Here is a 19,143-nt window from a genome sequence, read left to right on the forward strand (position 1 = left end):
GTTAGTTGCCGATGGTCGAGTTGACGGAAGGCAGGGACTGCGTGGAGAAGTTTGAACTTCCAATGCTGGCACCGCCGTTGCTATCCGGGGTTTCCGCCGTCGTCGGCGAGGGCTGAGGCGTCTGGGTAGGCGCCGGAGCCGCTTCCGCAGCAATGTAGTACGTGACGTTGGAACCCTGCGGAACGGCGGTCCCCTCAGTGGGATTCACGGCAACAACCGTGCCGGGCCGCTCATCGGAGGGCTGGGTACCCCCGTTGACCGGGACCAGCCCGGCGTCCACAATCCGCTGCCGGGCCGCGGCCTCGGTCTGGCCCTGCAGCGAGGGCACGGAAACCATTTCCGGTCCGGAGGAGTACACCACCGTCACGGCATCCCCTCGGCTAAGCAGGCCGGAGGGGTTGACCTCAATGACGAGTCCCTCGGGAATGTTCGCGTCGGAGACGGGGAGGCGGTTCACCTGCAGGCCCAGGTTGCTGAGCTCGTTTGCCACCTCGTTTACGGGACGCCCCTCGTAGGAGGCTGAATCGATGCTGATTTCCTCGTCACTGGGACTCGGCGTCTCGGACGGGGTCTGTGACGGCGAGGCGGTTCGCGACGGACTGGGGGCAGAGGAGGAAGTAGCCGGGGCAGGGTCCTCCGCCTCGTCATCGGACCCGCTAAGCACAAAGAACGTCACGACGCCGGCCAGGATCAGCACCAGCAGGGCGATCAGCGGGATGGTCCACGGACTGCGGCCCCGCTTCTCCTCAACGTCATCCGGAGTGTCGCCGTCGTAGTCAACGTCGTCCTCATCAGACCAGTCACGGGAGGCCTCGAGCTGGCCCGTCCGGGCGTCGTCAGCTGCCACTGAGGCGCCGGCGACGGTCGGCAGGGCGGAGGTGGACGGAGAAGTGTCCACTACCCGGGTGGCAGCGGTTCCGGCAGTAGGCACCGCTTCGGTGGCCGCCGAAGCGGACGTGCCGAAGAGCAGCATGCCAGGCACTGCCTGCTGCGCCGCTTTGATGTCTCCGCGGCGGATGGCAGCCACGGCCACGGCCAGGGCTTCGGCATCAGCCGGACGGTCAGCCGGATCCTTAGCCAGCATGGACATGATGAGCGCGCGGACCGGTTCCGGAATGGATTCCGGCAGCGGCGGCGGCGTGTCATTGACCTGTGCCAGGGCAATCGCGATCTGGGATTCGCCCGAGAACGGACGGCGCCCGGCCAGCAGTTCGTACCCGATGACGCCGAGCGCGTAGATATCGCTGGACCCCGTGGCCTGCTGCCCGGTGGCCTGCTCCGGCGCCAGGTACTGCGCGGTTCCCATCACCTGGCCGGTGGCGGTCAGGGGAACCTGGTCCGCCAGGCGGGCAATGCCGAAGTCGGTGATCTTAACCTTGCCGTCGGGCAGCATCAGCAGGTTGCCGGGTTTGACGTCCCGGTGGACCAGGCCCTGGTTGTGAGCAACGGCCAGGGCGGTGGCAGTCTGGCCGATGATGGACAGGGTCCGGTCCGGGGAGAGCACCTTGTCACGTTCAATGATGGTGGACAGCGGCTGGCCGGGGACCAGCTCCATCACCAGGTAGGCGGAGCCCTCTTCCTCGCCGTAGTCAAAGACATTGGCAATCCCCGGGTGGTTCAGCAGTGCCGTGTGCCGTGCTTCGGCCCGGAACCGGTTCAGGAACCCCGGATCGCCGGTGTACTCCTCCTTGAGGATTTTAATGGCGACAATGCGGCCCAGGACCAGGTCCCGTGCCTTCCAGACTTCACCCATACCGCCAATGGCAATACGATCGGTGAGCTGGAACCTGCCGCCTAAGGTGATACCCGATGTAGGCCTCACTTATTCAACACCGCCTCTAGGAGTTTCTGCGCGCTTGGAGTGGTTAATTGGGCACCGGTGGTCAGGTCCACGTCTTCCATGACGACGGAAATGACAACCTGGGGATCGTCGGCCGGTGCGAAGCCGGTGAACCAGGCATTGTCGCCCCGGCCCTCGACTTCCGCGGTTCCGGTCTTGCCGGCCACTTCGACGCCCGGAATCCGGGCGGCACTTGCCGTGCCGTTCTCGACGACGCCGACCATCCATTCAGTGAGCTGACGCGCAGTCTCGGGGCTGACGGACTTGTTTAGTTCGGTGGGCTTCGGCTCGTCGATCACGGACAGATCCGGGGCGCGGACGCTGCGGATCAGATTGGGGGTCATCTGCACGCCGTTGTTGGCGATGGCAGCGGAAATCATGGCCACTTCCAGAGGAGTGGCGGTCACGCTTCCCTGGCCGATGGATGCCAGGGCCAGCTGTGCCTGGTCCTCGTTCTCGGGGAAGTGGCTGGCAACCACCTCGGTGGGGATGGACAGCGGTGTATCAAACCCGAACTTTTCCGCCTGTTCGGCCAGCGCGTCCTGGCCCAGGTCCAGGGCCACCTGCGCGAACACCGTGTTGCACGACTGGGCGAGGGCGAAGGCGAAGTCAGCCTCGGACCGGGCCGAGCAGGCACCCGTGGTGAAGTTCGGGAGCGAAATGTTCGTCCCGGGCAGCGGGAACGCTGCCGGGTTGGGAATTACGGAATCGGCGTTGTACTTGCCGGTTTCCAGTGCAGCGGCGGTGTCCACGAGCTTGAAGACGGATCCGGGGGCCAGCAGGGACTGGGTGGCCGGATTGGTGTAGGGGGACAGGCCGGGAACCGACGTGAGTTCTTCCATGGTGGCACCCAGCACCGCGGTGTCATGGACGGCCAGGGCATTGGTGTCATAGGTCGGCTTGGAAACCATGGCCAGGATGTCGCCGGTTTTGGGATCCATCATGACGATTGAACCCTTTTGGCCGTCCGGAATCAGGTCATAGGCCAGTTGCTGCAGTTCCGGGTCAATGGTGAGTTCCACCGAGGCGCCCTGGCTCTGGGCACCCGAGAAGACCTGGACCAGCCGGTCGTAGAACTGGCGGTCGCTGTTGCCCGAAAGCTCCTCGTTCATGGCCATTTCCAGCTGGCTGGTTCCGTTCAGGTTGAAGAACCCGGTCAGGTGGGAATACAGCTGGGGGTTGTTGTAGACCCGCTGGAAGTTGAACTGGTCATCCGAGGGAACGGACTCGGCAATCGCCTTCCCGTCTACCAGGATGGAGCCGCGGGGCTCGCCGAAATCCCGGTAGAGTGCCCGGCTGTTGTTCGGGTTTTCATTGAGTTCTTCGGCGGCGAAGAACTGGACATACGTGAGCGAGCCAAGGATGAGCACGAACATTGCCAGGGCTACCACCCAGCTGTTACGGATTGCCTGGTTCATTCGACTCCTTCCTTCACGTTACGGCGGTTGCGGGCCGGGGCCCCGATGGGGGATTCCGACATGGCAGGAACCATGTCGGTTGAGACCGGCCCGGAGGCAATGGGACGCCGGGAGGCGTCCGAAATCAGCAGCAGCAGCGCAACGATGATCCAGTTGGCCAGCAGCGAGGAACCGCCGGCGGACATAAACGGGGTGGTAAGGCCGGTAAGCGGGATCAGCCGCGTAACACCGCCGATCACCACAAAACACTGCAGGGCAATGGTGAAGGACAGTCCGCATGCCAGCAGCTTGCCGAAACCGTCCTTGGTGCCGAGCGCCGCGCGGAAACCGCGGGACACCAGGAGCACGTACATCAGCACAATGGCGAAGATGCCGATCAGGCCCAGTTCCTCACCCAGGGCGGCAATAATCATGTCGCTGTTGGCAAAGGTCACCAGATCAGGCCGGCCCTGGCCCAGGCCGGTTCCCACCAGCCCTCCGCTCGCCAGGCCGAAGAGTCCCTGGACCACCTGGTAACTGCCGCCGAGCCCGTTGTAGACCTCCGGATCGAAGGCGTTGAGCCAGCCATAAATACGCTGCTCCACGTGGCTGAACAGCTGGAGGGCAACAAACCCGCCGGCGGCAAGCAGCCCGACGCCGATGAGCACCCAGCTCACGCGGCTGGTGGCCACGTAGATCATGGCCATGAACAGCCCGAAGAAGAGGATGGACGAGCCAAGATCGCGCTGGAACACCAGGACCCCGATGCTGACCAGCCATGCCACGATCATGGGACCCATGTCCTGCATCCGGGGGAACTGGAGCGGACCGACCTTCCGGCCGGCCAGGAGGATCAGGTCCCGGTTAGTTGATAGATACCCGGCGAAGAATATGGCCAGGGTAATCTTGGCGACCTCGCCGGGCTGGAAGGTGCCAACCCCGACGTTGATCCAGATCCGTGCACCGTTGATGGTGGTACCCAGAGGAGTCAGGGGCAGCAGCAGGAGGATTGCACTGACGATCAGCGAGATATAGGTGTAGCGGCGCAGGATCCGGTGGTCCTTGATGAGGAACAGCACACCGATGCCCGCGGCCACCGCTACGGTGCTCCACAGCAGCTGCCGGTCGGCAGCAGTTTCCCCGGTGGTGATATCCAGCCGGTGGATCATGGCCAGGCCAATACCGTTCAGCGCGGTCACAATGGGAAGTATTACCGGATCGGCATATTTAGCCCGGAAGCGCAGGACAATGTGGAAAAGCACCACGAGGCCCATCAGCGTGCCGGCCTGGACCCAGAAGTCGGAGTCAAAGGCGCGGTCCTCGTCGAGGCCCACGATCATATTGGCGCCGACTCCAACAAGAAGGGCCACCAGCAGCAGCAGGGCTTCAATGTTCCGGCGGGGTTTGGCAACCGTGGGGACGTCCGACATTACTGCTCACCTCCACAGGCGTTGTTCCCCGGCGGCTGGGCCGAGGCAGTGGCTGAGCCTGCATCCGGTGCCGGGTCCGCCGGCGGGCAGAGGACGGCCTTGGCGGTATCCCGGAGCTCGTTCACAATCTCGCCCGCATGTTCCAGGTCCCGTGCCGGAAGGGTCTCCTCCACCCGGTTGCGGTGGTATTCGGAGAGGCTGTCCACCGGAATGTCCGAAATGTCCGTGACATGGGACAGCTGGATGGGTCCCACGGTCTGCGAAACGCCGTTGTAGATGGCCACACGGTTGTCATAGGAACCCACGTAGTAGCGGGTCTGCGTCCAGGTGTAACCCAGCCACACGACGGCGGCCAGCAGCAGGGCGAGCACGGTGAGGAAGGTTGGCAGCAGCCAGCGCCGCCAGCGGGGCTGCGCGTCCTGGTCCGGCTGCGGATCCTGTGGGTCCTCGTTCTCCGCTTTGTGCGTGAGCATGCGTGCGGCACGGCGTTCGGCGGAGCGCTGGGTCACGATCGGAATCTGGCCGGTTTCGGTGGCCAGGGAGGCGGCTCCCACCAGGACGTGGGGACGGGAGGACAGATCCTGCCGGATCAGTGCCGCGCGTTCCCGCTCATCCGCATCCGGGTCGGTGTCGGTGCTTTCCTGGTCAGCGGAACCCGCGGTGGAGGAATCCGGAGCGGTGGCCGATGCCGCGGCGGTTGTCCGGGGCAGGGCGGCTACGGAGGTGGTGCGCGGTGGTTCCCCGGCTGCGGACGGTTCGGTGTCGAGGTCGGCATCCTCGTCGATCTGGATGACCGCCACGGTGACGTTATCCGGCGACCCGCCGGCAAGCGTCAGTTCCACAAGGGTGTCAACGCACTCCTGCAGGTCGGGGGTACCCCGGAGAATGCCTTCAATGTCTGAATCCCGCAGCACGGCGGTGAGGCCGTCGGAGCACAGCAGCCAGCGTTCCCCCGGTTCCACTTCGAAAGTGGCCAGATCCAGTTCCGGGCTGGCGTCAACGTCGCCCAGGACGCGCATCAGTACGTTTTTGTGCGGGTGGACCTCGGCTTCTTCAGGCCGGAGGCGGCCTTCATCAATCAGCCGCTGCACAAAGGTGTGGTCAATGCTGATCTGTTCGAATCGGTCATTCTTCAGCCGGTAGGCACGCGAATCACCGATATGGGCCAGTGCGAGGCGCCGGTCATGGAGCAGCAGGGCAGTGACCGTGGTGCCCATGCCGGAGAGCTGCGGGCTGGTGGTGACAAGTTCGGACAGCAGGGAGTTGGCTGCCTGGATCTCGTCCGCCAGGACGGTCAGGGGCTCATCGTCATGGACCTGGCTGTCCAGATGGACGAGGTCGAGCACGGTGGAAGCGGAGGCAACGTTGCCACCGGCGTGGCCGCCCATGCCGTCTGCAACGACGGCGAGGTAGCGTCCAACGTAGGCGGAATCGTCGTTTTTGAAACGAACCATTCCAACGTCAGAGCGTGCTGCGTAGCGGAGGACCAAAGCCACGGTCAGGGCCTCAATTCGATGACCGTCTTACCGATGCGGATGGGTACACCGGGTTCGACGGGCAACGCCCGGGTGAGCTGGCTTCCGCCAAGGTAGGTTCCGTTGGTGGAGCCGAGGTCTTCGATGAACCACCGGCTGCCCTGCGGAAAGAGACGTGCGTGGCGCCCGGAGGCATAGTCGTCTTCCAGGACCAGGGTGGCTTCCTGGGCGCGGCCCAGCAGGATGGGGCTGGCGGCCAGATCCAGAGTGGTTCCGCGCAGCGGCCCTTCGGTGACCACGAGTTCCTTCGGGGTGACCTTGGCGGGTGCCGGTGCGCGCTTTTCCAGCTCCGGATTTTTCCGGATCTGGCGCGCAGTAGGGGTGCCGGTCCGGTTGCGGGTTCCGACGGCGAGATCGCGGCGGATGGCTCCGACCACACTGACCACCATGATCCACAGGAGGACCAGGAAACCGTATCGCAGGAGTGTTTCGCTTAGAACGCTGAGCACTAACGTCCTCCGGTCCGGACGGGGAGTAACCGGAACACAATCCTGGTGCGTCCCATGGCAATGGTGGATCCATCGGTTAGCACTGCTTCACCCTGAACTTTCTGGCCGTTGACGAAGCTGCCGTTGGTGGAACCCAGGTCAACGGCACGGCTTGTTCCGTTCTCCGTACGTATTTCCAGGTGCCTGCGGGAGACACCCGTGTCGTCGACGAGGATATCCGCCTCGGAGGACCTCCCCAGTACGACTGACGGTGCGTTGAGTGAATACCGCTGACCGTCAATGTCCAAAACGGGCTGCATACGGGCCGAAGGTCCCTGCCGGGGTGCCGGCGGAGAGGGCATACGCGGCGTGGACCGGGGAGCGGGTGACTTCTCGGTGGAGGAGTCCACCTCCAGCACGCCTGCCTTCAGGGAAGCGTCGCGGGTAAAGGAAACCCGGACTGCGCCCTGCAGGGTGTAGGACTGGCTGCGCGCGTGCTTGATCACCACGTCGCAGAGTTCCTCCGCCAGCGGAGCGCCCCACTGCTGGGCCTGGGCGAAGTCCGACGTGGAGAGGCGCACCGTAAAGACATTGGGTGCGAGGGTTCGTCCCTGGCCGAGGACCATTGAACGCTCATCCAGTTCCCGGCGGAGGGCAATGGCGAGTTCCAGAGGTTCAACGCGGCCGGATGAACCGGACGCGAAAGCACCGCGGACCATCTTTTCGATGCCGCGTTCGACATTGTCGAGCAAGCCCATGTCCGTCTCCTCCCGCGTCCTGTCCAGTGAATTCCTATGGCTGCATTGCCTGCCCTCCTGCACATCGGTGCGGGCGGAATGGTGCACCGGGACTGGGCTTGGGACCGGTTCCGGTGGTTCACAGGTACATACGTCCACTTCGATACTACTGGCGCACGCTGAAAAATGTCTTACCGCAGCCCCGGCAGCGGCGGCCCGTCAAGCCCCGGGGGTGGTTTTCGTACCCCGCACCGCCAATGTGTTCCCCCGCCTTCACCGGCAGGCCGAACGTGCTCTTTTCGCGGAACGACGGGGTTTTTGGCGGCTTCACCAGGCCGTTTAGGTGTTTCGGCAAATTGCCGGTATGCTTGATTCTGCTGTTCCCGAGGAAACGCGACGGGGATGTCTTAGATCATCTGAGATTGTCCGCACACCGTTGCCTTGGGAAACCATTTATGCGCGAGTGGCGGAACGGCAGACGCGCTGGCTTCAGGTGCCAGTGTCCGAAAGGGCGTGGGGGTTCAAATCCCCCCTCGCGCACAAGTACTAAAGAATGACCCCGGCTTAGCGGCCGGGGTCATTTTTTATGTCCTGACACGACCGGCCGCAGCCGGCCGCAGACGCGCATCCCGACCGCAGGCACAGGATCCGGCCACAGCCCGGCAATAGACATTGGACCCCGGCGGGATCACCCCGGCGGGATCACCCCGGAGGGCCCGCGGTTCAGGCGGGCCCTCCTCGATCCGGGGCGCGAAACGGGCCGGGACGGCGGCCGCAGGAGTCCTGCGGAGCCGGCGGACGACTAGGCTTCGTCGGCCTGGGCAGTGCGGGGGGCTTTCTTTGCCTGGGCTTCCTTGACCCGCTGTGCCTCGGCGCGGACGGCGGCGAAACTCGCGCGCTCCTCCACCAGCCAGGCCGGGGGCTCAGCCAGCAGTGCCTTGATTTCCTCGGTGGTCAGCGGCTCGGTAATCCCGGAGCGGGTCAGGCCGCCGATGGAGATGTTCAGCTTCTGGGCAACCACCGGGCGCGGGTGCGGGCCGGTACGGCGGAGTTCAGTGAGCCATTCGGGCGGATTGGACTGCAGTTCATCAAACCGGGCCCGTGAAATAGGCCCGTCCTGGAAGTCCTGCGGCGCTGCGGGCAGGTAGATGCCCAGTTTCTTGGCTGCCGTGGCAGGTTTCATGGATTGGGAGGATTTCTCGGAGGTCATATTCCAAGGGTATCCGCCGCCGGAGGCAGGGCCGGTGGGCTAAGGTGTTCTGATGCCCACAGACACTTCAGCTCCCCATGACGGGCCGGCCCCGCGGCCGCTGACCGTGGCCTACGTTCCGGGTGTCACGCCGGGCAAATGGATTACCCGCTGGCGTGAACGCCACGAGACCGAACTGCGGACCTTCCAATGCGAGGAGGGAGCCGCTCTCGAGGAACTGGCGTCCGGGCGTGCTGATCTGGCATTTGTCCGGCTCGCCCCGGAGGGGTTCGTCCGTCCGGACGGAATGAACCTGATTCCCCTATATGAGGAGCAGCCGGTGGCTGCGGCGTCGAAGGATCACCCGATCGCGGCGTTTGATGAGATTGACCTCGCGGACCTGGACGGCGAAGCCCTCCTGGACGCGGATGAAATGGGCGGCGCCGCCGTCGCACTGGAAGTAGCGGGATCCGGCGCCGGCGTGGTTCTGCTGCCCATGTCCGTGGCCAGGCTGTATTCACGCAAGGATGTAGTGGCCCGGCCGGTAAGCGGCGTGCCGGCAACCCGAATCGGTATCGCCTGGCTTCAGGACCGGGACGGCGCCGACGTCGAAGAGTTCATTGGAGTGGTCCGCGGCCGCACCGCCAACAGCTCCCGCCAGCCCTCGGTCCTCGCGGAGCAGAAGTCCACCGCCCGGCAGCGGACCAAGGCCCGCCAGTCCCGCAGCGAGGCAAAGCCGGCGGCCCGGTCCGGCGGCGCGGGCAAAGCGAAGGGGTCCGGCAAGGCAGCCGGCAAGGGCAGCGGCAGGAACGGCAAGCCCCGCCGCAGCCGGTGAGTTGCGGCGGCGATTCCCGCTGTGCTGACGGCTCCGGGTTTCAGGGGTAGTCTTTCGCGATGCGTATCAAGATGAGCAGTATCCATGTGCTGGACCCGGAGCGGGCCTATGAGTTCTATACCGGGACGCTGGGCTTGGAACCGCTGATGGCCATGCCGGAGTACAACCTGTTCATTGTGTGCTCGGCGGAGGAGCCCGGCGGACCGGGTCTCCTGCTTGAACCCAGCGACAACCCCGTGGCCGAGGCATACCGGTCCGGGCTTTATGCCCAGCAACTCCCGGTCCTTGTGCTCGGCGTTCCCGATGTACGGGCGGAATATGACCGGTTGAAGGCGCTGGGGGTCGAATTCCTGGGCGAGCCCACCATCGATGCGATGGGATCCCAGGCTGTTTTCGACGACGGCTGCGGCAACTATATCCAGCTGCACCAGGACTGAACGGCCCGGTCCTGCCGGAAACCGGCGCCTAGGCGTAGGGGGACCACCCTGTGAGCGCGGTGAGCGCTGCGACAGTTACGCCGAAAATGGCATACACGGTGACCGGCACCATCAGTGCCCATTCCCGCCAGGAGCCGGCCGCACCGATCAGCGGAATCGAAAAGCAGCCGCTGCTGCGCCAGAGCTTGTTGACCACGGGGAAGCGTGCCAGGGACCGCGGACGCTTGATGTGGATGGGCCACAACACCATCACGCCCTGATGTGTCAGGAGGTCCCCCAGGATATGGACGCCGACGCCGAGGCCCACCGCCACGGGCAGCCAATCATTGTTCTCGGGTGCGTAAATGGCGATAAACGCCGAAAACACCAGGGCCAGGAACCAGCTTCGACCCGGCCCGCCGGCAATCTTCAGGGCCTTGAAAGCGAATCCCATCAGGAGTACTGACAGAATTCCGGCACCCACGGCGACGGAACCGAAGACGGGTACCTCGGCAGTGAAGGTTCCCAGGGCAGTGGCCAGCACCACGAAGACGGCCAGTCCGAGGAGAGAATGTGTGCCCCGGCGGTGCCCGCCGCTGACCGTCTCCGTGATGCGCGCCAGGATCCTGGTCACCGGCGGAAGGGAATGGGCGATGGTGCCGCTGTGATGGTCCAGATCCGGCAGCAGTGCTGCTCCGGCAGTCAGCAGGGCACCGGTAACAACGCCCAGCGGTGTGACCGGGTACCAGCCCAGGGCGTGCGGTGCGGTGGAGGCTACAGCAACCCAGGCCGCGGCGCCGCTAGCGGCGTGGTGACCACCCATCATGGTGTGAGAATTCCTTCCAAAGGGCGGCGCCGGCGCCGAATATCTTTTAAGCAGCTATCCATTTTTCCATGGAAAGCGGCGCAGTCCGTCCAACGGTGAGGGGCTGGGCGGGTAGCCTTCAGGCGGGCTGGAATCCCAGGTGCTGCAGCACGGCGTTCACAATTTCCCCGGGGGCGGAGCTGATATCCAGGCGAAGACCGTCTTCATCCGATGAAAGGGGTTCCAGGGTGCTTAACTGCGAGGGCAGGAGGGAGGGCGGCATGAAGTGACCGCTGCGGGTTTTCATCCGCTCTGCCAGCAGATCACCGGAGCCGTCGAGGTGGACGAAGGTGACCCGGCCCGGGGCCTGCGCCAAGATGTTGCGGTAACTGCGCTTGAGCGCCGAACAGGTGACAATGGTGCAGCGTCCGTTACCGGCCTGGGTGCCCATCCAGTCACGGATCGCGTAGAGCCACGGCCAGCGGTCATCATCATCCAGGGGCGTGCCCGAGGACATTTTTGCAATGTTGACGGCGGGGTGAAACTCGTCAGCTTCCGCGGCAATCCAGCCCAGCCGTTTGGAGAGCATATTGGCAATGGTGGTTTTGCCGGAACCGGAAACACCCATAATGACGAGATGCTGATCAATGGAGGACATTTCCATCTCCTTGAAGGACGCCGTTGTCACAGGTCCGGCGTAATGGCCGAAAAATAATTAGACACAAAGGTATCACCAAAGGCATCATGAATTGCGCGCCATAAGTACGGGAAAAGAGGGACATGGTCGAGGTCGATGCCGCGGATATCGGTCCGCCCGCCGCTGTCCTGAATGAACGGATTACCGAGACGCTGGGACAGGACATTGCCTCCGGCCTGCTTCGGCCGGGGGACCGGCTGACCTTGGATGGACTGCAGCAGGAATTCGGTGTTTCCCGCACCGTGGTGCGGGACTGCATGCGGACCCTCGAATCGATGAACCTCGTATATTCCAAACGGCGTATAGGAATTGTGGTGCAGGAACCGGAGCGGTGGAATGTTTTCGACCCGCGCATCATCCGGTGGCGCCTTGCCGGTCCGGGCAGAAACACGCAGTTCCGTACGCTGACCGAATTGAGGGTGGGCGTGGAGCCCGTGGCCGCGGCGGGTGCGGCGCGCCATGCGGGCACAGCTGAGCGGGCCCGCATCGTAGAGCTGGCCGGTCGGATGCGGAGACAGGGTGAAGCAGGGGAGCTGGAAGCATTCCTGCAGACGGATATAGAATTCCACAACCTGCTGCTTCGGGTCTGCGGAAACGATATGTTCGCCTCACTGCAGGATGTGGTGGCGGCGGTGCTGACCGGTCGCACCAGGCAGGGGCTGATGCCAACATGTCCCCGGAAGGAAGCCCTGGAGGGACACGAGCTGGTGGCAGCCGCAGTGGCTGCCGGGGACAGCGGTGCCGCACTGGCGCATATGAGCGCCCTGCTGGAAGAAGTCCGTCGGGCCGTCACCAACTGAGCGCCGCACGGCCGGCGTGCTTCGGAAAGCGGACGCCGGCCGTGAACGGAAGCTGCTGCTAGCGGGTGGCTTCCTGATTGCTGTCTTCGGGGTTGACCACGTCCGCGGTGGCGGAAATGTTTTCTGCATCCACCATCCACGCGTACTGCTCAAGCTTGGCAATAAAGCCGTGCAGGATGTCAGCGGTGGTGGGATCTTCCTCATCCACCTGGTCATGGACCTTGCGCATGGTCCCGACTACGCCTTCCAGCATGGCCACCACATGGGTGACGGTGTCGCGGGTGTCCACCAGTCCGGCAGGGAAGGGCGGAAGGCTGGTGCCTTCGGCAACGGCCACGCTGCGGCCGTCAGGAACAGCCCGCAGCGCACGCATCCGCTCGGCCAGTTCATCAGCGAAAAGCCGTGCATCGTCAATAATCTCGTCAAGCTGCAGATGCAGGTCGCGGAAATTCTTGCCTACCACGTTCCAGTGCGCCTGCTTGCCCTGCAGATGCAGTTCAATCATGTCCACAAGCACAGCCTGCAGGTTGGTGGCCAGTTCTTCTGATGCCTTCATGTTTTCCTCCAAGGTTGACGAAAAATGAGAACCCGATAAACCGTCCGAAAGCAGGGTGTCAGGCGTTCCCTTCACCCGCCGACGGGCGGCTTTCCTCCTTCAGCGTATCCCCGGTCCGATGTCCGGACCACACAGAAACGGTTCCGGCCGGTATCACTGTAAGCAACCTTACTTCCGGTTGATCCGGGTTGTCCTCCTGTGTACGGTGAGGACATCAGGGCCGGTGGTAAACGGCCCGTCCAGATGCAGGATTCGCACTATCGGAGGGACAGTATGACCACCGTAGAAGAGTCAATTGATGTAGCAGTTCCGGTGACAACGGCTTATAACCAGTGGACGCAGTTCGAATCATTTCCGCATTTTATGAGCGGCGTCGTCTCGATTGCCCAGCTCACGGATACCACCAACCACTGGGTGACGAAGGTCGGTGGAGTCGAGCGGGAGTTCGACACCGAAATCACTGAGCAGCATCCGGATGAGCGGGTGGCCTGGAAGAGCACCGATGGCACCACCCACGCCGGCGTCGTGACCTTCCACCGGCTGTCCGAAACGGACACTCGGGTGACGGTGCAGCTGGACTGGGCCCCGGAGACCTTCGTGGAGAAAATCGGTTCCGTTGTAGGTGCCGATGACCGACAGGTGAAGGCGGACCTGAAGCGGTTCAAGGAGTTTATGGAAAGCCGCGGCTCCGAGACCGGTTCCTGGCGCGGGGATGTCGACGCGCCGGGCAACGCCGCCACCGGCGCGGGCGGCAGCACACCCACGTCCACAAGCACCGCAGGGCTGGCAGCAGCCCCGGCAGCGGACCCGGCAATGGATGATCCGGAATCCGGCGGACCGCGGGCCGGTTTGTAGCCTGGACCGCTTGTAGCGCGGACTGCCGCAAAAGTACCTGCGCAAACGGAACTGCGGATGCCTTCGGGCATCCGCAGTTCCGTTTTAACCGGCGCAGCGCCGACTGCGGACCGGGCGCAGCCTAGGCCCGGTCAAGGTCCTTGACGGCCGGCCCTTCCAGCAGCGAGCCGGTGGCGGAGAAGCGCGAGCCGTGGAGCGGACAGTCCCAGGACTGCTCGGCATCGTTCCAGTTCAGGACACCCTTCAGGTGCGGGCAGATGGCAGATACCCGGCTGGTGGTGCCGTTGACTGTGCACGTGCCCACCGGTTTGCCGTTTTCCCTGGATACCACGCCCTGCCCTTCCGGCGGGGCTTCCTCAGTGCTCCGGGCCAGGCCTGACGCCCAGCCGGTGAGCATCTCCAGGCCCACCTCCGCGTTATCCCGCAGCGTCGAGGCAGCATCGAGGGGAGCCACCCGAGGCTTGTACAGTTCGCGGGCCCAGGGGTTCTCGCCGCCGAGGATTTCGGCGCTCAGCGCCAGGGCGGCGGCGACACCGTTGGTCATGCCCCACTTGTTGTAGCCGGTGGCAGCGTAGATGTTGGTTCCCAACAGGGGCAGCTGCCCCACATAGGGAAGGCTGCCGGCCGGTGCATAATCCTGGGCGGACCAGGCAAAACTGGCGGCAGTGCCCACCTCAAAGTTGTCCACGGTCCAGCCGACCAGGTCATCCACCAGTTCCTGCGTGTGTTTTTTCCGTCCCACGGTGTGCCCGTTGCCGCCGGCCAGCAGGTATGAAATGCCGTCCGCCTCGGCGGTGCGCAGGGACCGGGTCGGTGAATCCACGGACAGGTACATGCCCTGCGGCACGTCACCGGTCACGGGCAGGGCCGCAGCATAGGACCTTTCAGGCTTCAGTACCGAAAAGTACCCGCCGCGGTCCAGGATGGGGATGCCGGTGGCCAGTACCAGGTTTCGTGCGGATACCTCCCCGTCACCGGTCAGGACCTTGATGCCCAAGCCGTCCTCGTGGCGGGCTCCGGTCACGCGCACTCCTTCGGCCAGGATGCCGCCATGGTCCCGGAAGTCCTTCGCCAGTCCGGCCAGCACCGTCAGGGGGTGGAGCTGTGCCTGATCACGCAGTCTCAGGGCGCCCGTGACGGGGAACGGCAGTTCTGTTTCCGTGCTGAATTCGACGTCCAGCCCGGCAGCGGTGGCCGCCTCCTGCTCCTTGCGCAGGCTCCTGAGTCCCTGGGCGGTGGTGGCATAGCTGTAGGCGTCGCGGACCTCGTAGCTGATCCCGTTTTCGTCGCAGAAGCGAAGCAGCCAGCTTTGGCCCTGCCGGTTGGCCTCGACGTACTGCCGCGCAATCCCGGCATTGTGGTGGGAGGTAATGCTGGAAAGCTGCGTCCCCTGCAGCAGTGAAAGCTTGGCGGTGGTATTGCCCGTGGTGACGGCCCCCACGGACCGTGCTTCCAGCACGGCCACCCGTTGTCCGCTGCGGGCCAGCAGCGCAGCGGTGGTGAGTCCGGTCAGGCCGGCACCCACGACCACTGAGTCATAGGATGCGCCGGGTTCGAAGGAGTCGCTGGGGATATGGGGTGCACTACTGAGCCAAAGAGACAACACGTCAGCCTTCCCGCCGGATGGATGCGGCGATACGGGCGCCGGAACGGACAAAGATCCTGTCGCTGATGAACCTGCTCCGGCCGGAATCGGAACCGGCACCTGCGGCCGGTATCGGGCTAAAACTCATTCGTTCCCCCTCAGGGTCCTTGGAAAGTCAGTATGCTTCCCACCTTGCCCCAATTGTGCAAGAGTTTAAAGTCCCTGATCACCTAATCCTCCCGGCCCGGCCTCCGGTTCCGCGGAGCAGAGGAGTCATCATGGCCTACCCCAGTTACAGTTCTTCAGGCGGCCTTTCCGCCCGTCGGACCAGCGCCCAGATAGCCGCAATGGTTTTCGGAATTGTTTTCCTGCTCATTGGCGTCCTGGGGTTCATCCCCGGGATCACAGCGAATTACAACGCACTATATTTCTCCGGCTATGAATCCGAAGCGGTTCTGCTGGGCGTCTTCCAGGTCTCAGTGCTGCACAACGTGGTCCACATGCTGCTGGGCTTTGCCGGCCTGGCCATGGCCAGGACCAATTCCTCCGCCCGCCTTTACCTGGTTGGTGCGGGCATCCTGTACGCCGTCCTCTTCATTTACGGTCTGCTGATTCCGCTGGATTCAAGTGCGAACTTCGTCCCGTTCAACACGGCCGATAACTGGCTCCACGTGGTTCTGGCCGTCGTAATGATCCTGCTCGGGCTCATTCTTGGGCGGGACACCGAACGGCGTCCCTCGGCTGGCGGGGGACCCTCACGCAGCAGCGGAAACCCCGGGGAGGGATCCATCCCGAACTAGGGCCGGCTGCACCTTGTATTTGACCGCCGGTGCCTCAGTGCTGGCACACTGGGTTCCCTAACTCTGTCCAGCCCGGACAGTCCGTGAAGGAAGGAACCCGGTTGTGTCAGCCGCACTGATGGTCATTGACATGCAGAACGCCTATTTCGAAAGCCCCGCTCTGCAACAGCATCAGGAACGCCTGGTGGAGAAGACCAACGAGCTGATCCGCGAGGCCAAAGCCGCCGGAGTTCCGGTGCTGATGGTGTGCACCGAACATGAACGGGACAAGTCCACCTGGACGCTCAGCATGCTCGACGACGATCAGGGATTCATCTTCAGCGGCAGTAAGCAGGCGGACTTCGTTCCCGGCCTGGAGTGGAATGACCTGCCCCGGCTGGTGAAGACCAGGGACAGCGCATTCATCGGTACCGATGTACTGCTGCGGCTGAGGAACTGGAACGTTGAAACCCTGATCCTGGCCGGCGTTGCGACGCACAACTGTGTTGCCCAGACAGCCGCAGACGCGTTCGCGAACAACTTCCGCGTCCGGTTTGCGCGCGAGGCGCTGGCCTCGACCGACAGCGAGTACGAGGAGACCATTCTCAGAATGCTTTCGGATGAATACCGCCAGCCGGTGCAGAGCTCGGCCGAACTCAAGGACTTTCTGCACAGCTGCAGCTCGCAGGGATGACCTTCCGCCGTGCCGGGTGCTGGTAACCCCGGTCCGGCACGGTTAACGTTGGGGGCATGGACGCACAGGACATTCAGCACCGGATCCAGGAACTCGTTACGCAGGAGCAATCCCTGCGGGATACGGACCCGGCAGCTGCACCGGAAAAACATGCGGAAGAGCTGCGCCGGGTTGAGGAACAGCTGGACCAGTGCTGGGATCTGCTGAGGCAGCGCCGGGCCAAGCTGGATGCCGGGCAGAATCCTGATGAGGCACAGCCCCGGCCGATCAGCGAAGTCGAAGGCTACCGCCAGTAGCCGGCCGGGCTAAGCACTCGCCGCCCTCCCCTGGGCTGACTTCACTCCGTTCTCCGGCCTGGCCGTGATTTGGCTCAGCAGCGTTGCTGCACCGATGCTGCGCCGGAATCCGCTTTCACCGCGGAAGGTTTCGCCCAGGGCCCACAGCAGCAGGCAGGCCTTGCTGAGCGTCTTCAGCTGGTCCGCACGCCGCGGTGTCAACGCCATCATGGACGCGAGGCCGAAGACACCCCAGCCGATGATGGGCGCATTGGGCACCTCGATAACCGTCTGCCTGCCGAACTGATCCGTGAAGAAGTTGCGTGATGCCATAGGGCTCAGGCGCCTTTCCTGGTTTTGGCGGTGCTCTTGGAACTGGCTGTTTTGGACTTGGCCGGAGCCTTTTTGGTGCTCCCGCCCTTGGAACCGGCCGACTTTGAGTCCGCACCGCTCTTTTTGTCCCGGTTTTTCTCCACACTGCGCCGCAGTGCTTCCATCAGGTCCAGGACCTTCCCGCCCTCGTCTTCGGATTCCGCACCGAATGTCTCTTCGGTATCCAGAGATTCGCCCTGTTCAAGCTTGGCGTCGATGAGCGTCTTGAGCTGTTCCTGATAGTTGTCAGTGAACTCAGAGGGATCAAAGTCCGAGCTGAAGGAATCCACGAGTGCCGAGGACATCTCCAGTTCCTTGGCGGAAATCCGTACTTTTTCATCCAGCGACGGGAAGGACGCTTCCCGCACTTCGTCCTCCCAGAGCAGGGTCTGCAGGGTCAGGACGTCCCCGCGCACGCGCAGGGCGCCCAGCCGGCTCTTCTGCCGCAGCGAGAACTGCACAATGGCGGTGCGGTCGGTGTCCTCCAGGGTCCGGCGCAGCAGCACATAGGACTTGGTGGATTTCGAATCAGGTTCCAGATAATACGTACGGTCGAACAGGATCGGGTCCACCTGGTCGCTGGGAACGAATTCCACGACGTCGATCTCCCGGCTTCGTTCAACCGGCAGGGAAGCCAGGTCCTCATCCGTGAGGACCACCGTCTGCTCGCCGTCGTCGTACGCCTTGGCTATGTCCTTGTACTCAACGACTTCGCCGCAGATCTCGCACCGGCGCTGATAGCGGATGCGCCCGCCGTCCTTGCCGTGCACCTGGTGAAGGCTGACGTCGTGGTCCTCGGTGGCGGAATAAACCTTGACCGGTACGTTAACCAGCCCAAAGGCAATAGCGCCTTTCCAGATCGCTCTCATGTAGACCAGTGAACACTAAACTCCGGTGCCGTTGCCAGAGCCCGGTTTCCCTGATTCCGTCTCCTGCAGGTGTTCCCAGAGGAGCCGGTAAACCCTCGGGTCGGAAAAATATGCCTGGTGCGACTCGGGAAACGGCTTACCCGACTGCACCTCGCTGTCGGTGATCCTGCCCATCCGCCCGGCGAAAACACGTTCGGCGCAGAAAGCGAACAGGTCACGCTCGTCCCAGAAGTTCAGCCAGGGTGCTGCGGGAGCGTTGCCCCCGCGTCCCGGCCCAAGGTATGCGAGGGCATCAAGCTGGTAGAACCATGGTGCAGGTGAACCGAGCGTGACCAGCAGGTCCACCCGGCTGCCGGTGAAGTCCGGCGAACTCAGCAGATCAACGGCCGCCACGGACCCCAGACTGTGCGCGAACAGGACCACCGGGGCATCCTGGTCGGTACTGCCCAGGGCATCCGCCAGGACGGTGCGGGCGCCCTCTCCCTGCCGCAGGTAATAGGCGACCTTGCTGAAGAAGTCTCCGGCTGCGTCGGTCAGGCGGATCCGATGCCGGACGGCGGCGTCTGTCACCACACCCAGGACCAGATCCTGCAGCGTCTCGCCCAGCCGCGCGGCCTCCGGCACGGACGGGACGGCCCCGGCCACGGAGGCCTGGCGAACCGGGTCCGCGGTGCTGACATCGGCCCCGAACAGGGCCAGGGCCAAAGATGCGTCCGAAAGGGCAGGCGGGTCCTCCGCCGAGTACCGTTCCGGCAGGGCGGGAACACCGCTCACGTTCTCGGCCGCGGCAGCGGCCCACTCAATGGTTTGGACCGACCAGCCGGAGAGCCCGGGAACTGTGTTCACCTGTTCCCGGACCTGGTCTGAGAGCGCCGGGTTGGGCCGGCCGGTACCCGGCAGGAAGAGTAGTGTTCCGGGTTTCTCCTGCGGGCCGAGCGGTACACCTTCCATCGGGGCCTCCTCTGCGCTCCGGCGCGGCCGGGGAAAATCACTACGGACACTTTCACACGCCCGCACGCTGACCGCCAGTACCTACGACGACGGCGGTT

The 19,143-nt window shown here is 63.9% G+C and carries 21 protein-coding genes, 1 tRNA gene and 1 pseudogene; 8 read left to right on the plus strand and 15 right to left on the minus strand.

What is annotated here, in order from left to right:
- Position 1: 1 nt before the first annotated feature.
- From MUK71_RS00105 to MUK71_RS00130, 6 genes are read right to left on the minus strand one after another with little or no spacing between them, the layout of a single operon-like run.
- Positions 2-1,822 carry a protein kinase domain-containing protein gene (locus tag MUK71_RS00105; protein ID WP_227928119.1) on the minus strand — a complete coding sequence of 607 codons (1,821 nt, stop codon included), beginning with the start codon at positions 1,820-1,822 and terminating at the stop codon, positions 2-4.
- Complete coding sequence (locus MUK71_RS00110; RefSeq protein WP_227903137.1) at positions 1,819-3,258, minus strand: peptidoglycan D,D-transpeptidase FtsI family protein; 1,440 nt, start codon at positions 3,256-3,258, stop codon at positions 1,819-1,821. The genes MUK71_RS00105 and MUK71_RS00110 overlap by 4 nt, the downstream gene beginning before the upstream one ends.
- Positions 3,255-4,667 carry an FtsW/RodA/SpoVE family cell cycle protein gene (locus MUK71_RS00115; RefSeq protein ID WP_227903138.1) on the minus strand — a complete coding sequence of 471 codons (1,413 nt, stop codon included), beginning with the start codon at positions 4,665-4,667 and terminating at the stop codon, positions 3,255-3,257. The genes MUK71_RS00110 and MUK71_RS00115 overlap by 4 nt, the downstream gene beginning before the upstream one ends.
- Complete coding sequence (locus MUK71_RS00120; RefSeq protein WP_227928181.1) at positions 4,667-6,121, minus strand: PP2C family protein-serine/threonine phosphatase; 1,455 nt, start codon at positions 6,119-6,121, stop codon at positions 4,667-4,669. The genes MUK71_RS00115 and MUK71_RS00120 overlap by 1 nt, the downstream gene beginning before the upstream one ends.
- A gap of 44 nt (positions 6,122-6,165) precedes the next feature.
- Positions 6,166-6,651, minus strand: a complete 486-nt coding sequence (locus tag MUK71_RS00125) for an FHA domain-containing protein FhaB/FipA (protein WP_423724600.1) — start codon at positions 6,649-6,651, stop codon at positions 6,166-6,168.
- Positions 6,651-7,388 (minus strand): FHA domain-containing protein, encoded by a 738-nt coding sequence (locus MUK71_RS00130; RefSeq protein ID WP_227903139.1) that lies wholly within the window; start codon positions 7,386-7,388, stop codon positions 6,651-6,653. The genes MUK71_RS00125 and MUK71_RS00130 overlap by 1 nt, the downstream gene beginning before the upstream one ends.
- Positions 7,389-7,824: 436 nt before the next feature.
- On the opposite strand from MUK71_RS00130, the gene MUK71_RS00135 reads away from it, so the two are divergent.
- A tRNA-Leu gene (locus tag MUK71_RS00135) sits at positions 7,825-7,907 on the plus strand.
- 262 nt (positions 7,908-8,169) lie between these two features.
- On the opposite strand, the gene MUK71_RS00140 is transcribed toward MUK71_RS00135, so the two are convergent.
- Positions 8,170-8,577, minus strand: coding sequence for a DUF5997 family protein (locus MUK71_RS00140; RefSeq protein ID WP_227903140.1), 408 nt, complete (start codon positions 8,575-8,577; stop codon positions 8,170-8,172).
- A gap of 52 nt (positions 8,578-8,629) precedes the next feature.
- Between MUK71_RS00140 and MUK71_RS00145 the strand changes: the two genes are divergently transcribed.
- On the plus strand, positions 8,630-9,391 hold the full coding sequence (locus MUK71_RS00145) for a LysR family transcriptional regulator substrate-binding protein (RefSeq protein WP_227903141.1): 762 nt from the start codon (positions 8,630-8,632) through the stop codon (positions 9,389-9,391).
- A gap of 59 nt (positions 9,392-9,450) precedes the next feature.
- Positions 9,451-9,828 (plus strand): VOC family protein, encoded by a 378-nt coding sequence (locus MUK71_RS00150; RefSeq protein WP_227903142.1) that lies wholly within the window; start codon positions 9,451-9,453, stop codon positions 9,826-9,828.
- A gap of 28 nt (positions 9,829-9,856) precedes the next feature.
- Here the strand turns inward: MUK71_RS00150 and MUK71_RS00155 are convergent, their stop codons facing one another.
- Both MUK71_RS00155 and MUK71_RS00160 read right to left on the minus strand, forming a co-directional pair.
- Positions 9,857-10,633: a metal-dependent hydrolase gene (locus MUK71_RS00155; protein WP_227903143.1), complete on the minus strand. Its 777-nt coding sequence runs from the start codon at positions 10,631-10,633 to the stop codon at positions 9,857-9,859.
- A 118-nt stretch (positions 10,634-10,751) separates the two neighbouring features.
- Positions 10,752-11,270: a gluconokinase gene (locus MUK71_RS00160; protein WP_227903144.1), complete on the minus strand. Its 519-nt coding sequence runs from the start codon at positions 11,268-11,270 to the stop codon at positions 10,752-10,754.
- Positions 11,271-11,392: 122 nt separating this feature from the next.
- On the opposite strand from MUK71_RS00160, the gene MUK71_RS00165 reads away from it, so the two are divergent.
- Positions 11,393-12,109, plus strand: a complete 717-nt coding sequence (locus tag MUK71_RS00165; RefSeq protein ID WP_227928117.1) for a FadR/GntR family transcriptional regulator — start codon at positions 11,393-11,395, stop codon at positions 12,107-12,109.
- 58 nt (positions 12,110-12,167) lie between these two features.
- On the opposite strand, the gene MUK71_RS00170 is transcribed toward MUK71_RS00165, so the two are convergent.
- The gene (locus MUK71_RS00170; RefSeq protein ID WP_227903146.1) at positions 12,168-12,665 is read right to left on the minus strand and encodes a Dps family protein; all 498 of its coding nucleotides are present in this window, start codon (positions 12,663-12,665) and stop codon (positions 12,168-12,170) included.
- A 273-nt stretch (positions 12,666-12,938) separates the two neighbouring features.
- Here MUK71_RS00170 and MUK71_RS00175 point away from each other — a divergent pair.
- Positions 12,939-13,385 (plus strand): annotated as a pseudogene (locus MUK71_RS00175) (SRPBCC family protein); the annotation flags it as partial.
- Positions 13,386-13,641: 256 nt separating this feature from the next.
- Here the strand turns inward: MUK71_RS00175 and MUK71_RS00180 are convergent.
- Both MUK71_RS00180 and MUK71_RS16210 read right to left on the minus strand, forming a co-directional pair.
- Positions 13,642-15,126: an FAD-dependent oxidoreductase gene (locus MUK71_RS00180; protein WP_227928115.1), complete on the minus strand. Its 1,485-nt coding sequence runs from the start codon at positions 15,124-15,126 to the stop codon at positions 13,642-13,644.
- Between the two features lies 1 nt (position 15,127).
- Positions 15,128-15,253: a hypothetical protein gene (locus MUK71_RS16210; RefSeq protein WP_269437505.1), complete on the minus strand. Its 126-nt coding sequence runs from the start codon at positions 15,251-15,253 to the stop codon at positions 15,128-15,130.
- 130 nt (positions 15,254-15,383) lie between these two features.
- On the opposite strand from MUK71_RS16210, the gene MUK71_RS00185 reads away from it, so the two are divergent.
- The 3 genes from MUK71_RS00185 (at position 15,384) to MUK71_RS00195 (ending at position 16,874) form a co-directional block, all read left to right on the plus strand.
- On the plus strand, positions 15,384-15,905 hold the full coding sequence (locus MUK71_RS00185; protein WP_423723743.1) for a DUF4383 domain-containing protein: 522 nt from the start codon (positions 15,384-15,386) through the stop codon (positions 15,903-15,905).
- A gap of 103 nt (positions 15,906-16,008) precedes the next feature.
- On the plus strand, positions 16,009-16,578 hold the full coding sequence (locus tag MUK71_RS00190) for a cysteine hydrolase family protein (RefSeq protein ID WP_227928113.1): 570 nt from the start codon (positions 16,009-16,011) through the stop codon (positions 16,576-16,578).
- 56 nt (positions 16,579-16,634) lie between these two features.
- Positions 16,635-16,874, plus strand: coding sequence for a DUF2630 family protein (locus tag MUK71_RS00195; RefSeq protein WP_227928111.1), 240 nt, complete (start codon positions 16,635-16,637; stop codon positions 16,872-16,874).
- Positions 16,875-16,883: 9 nt separating this feature from the next.
- Here MUK71_RS00195 and MUK71_RS00200 read toward each other — a convergent pair whose 3' ends face one another.
- Genes MUK71_RS00200 through MUK71_RS00210 form a run of 3 tightly spaced genes read right to left on the minus strand, consistent with a single transcriptional unit; the run spans position 16,884 to position 19,045 of the window.
- The gene (locus MUK71_RS00200) at positions 16,884-17,186 is read right to left on the minus strand and encodes a hypothetical protein (RefSeq protein ID WP_227928110.1); all 303 of its coding nucleotides are present in this window, start codon (positions 17,184-17,186) and stop codon (positions 16,884-16,886) included.
- 5 nt (positions 17,187-17,191) lie between these two features.
- Positions 17,192-18,094 (minus strand): non-homologous end joining protein Ku, encoded by a 903-nt coding sequence (ku, locus tag MUK71_RS00205; protein WP_227928108.1) that lies wholly within the window; start codon positions 18,092-18,094, stop codon positions 17,192-17,194.
- Positions 18,095-18,109: 15 nt separating this feature from the next.
- The gene (locus MUK71_RS00210) at positions 18,110-19,045 is read right to left on the minus strand and encodes a hypothetical protein (RefSeq protein WP_227903152.1); all 936 of its coding nucleotides are present in this window, start codon (positions 19,043-19,045) and stop codon (positions 18,110-18,112) included.
- Positions 19,046-19,143: the final 98 nt, after the last annotated feature.

It is taken from the genome of Arthrobacter zhangbolii (assembly GCF_022869865.1).
Taxonomy (GTDB): Bacteria; Actinomycetota; Actinomycetes; order Actinomycetales; family Micrococcaceae; genus Arthrobacter_B; species Arthrobacter_B zhangbolii.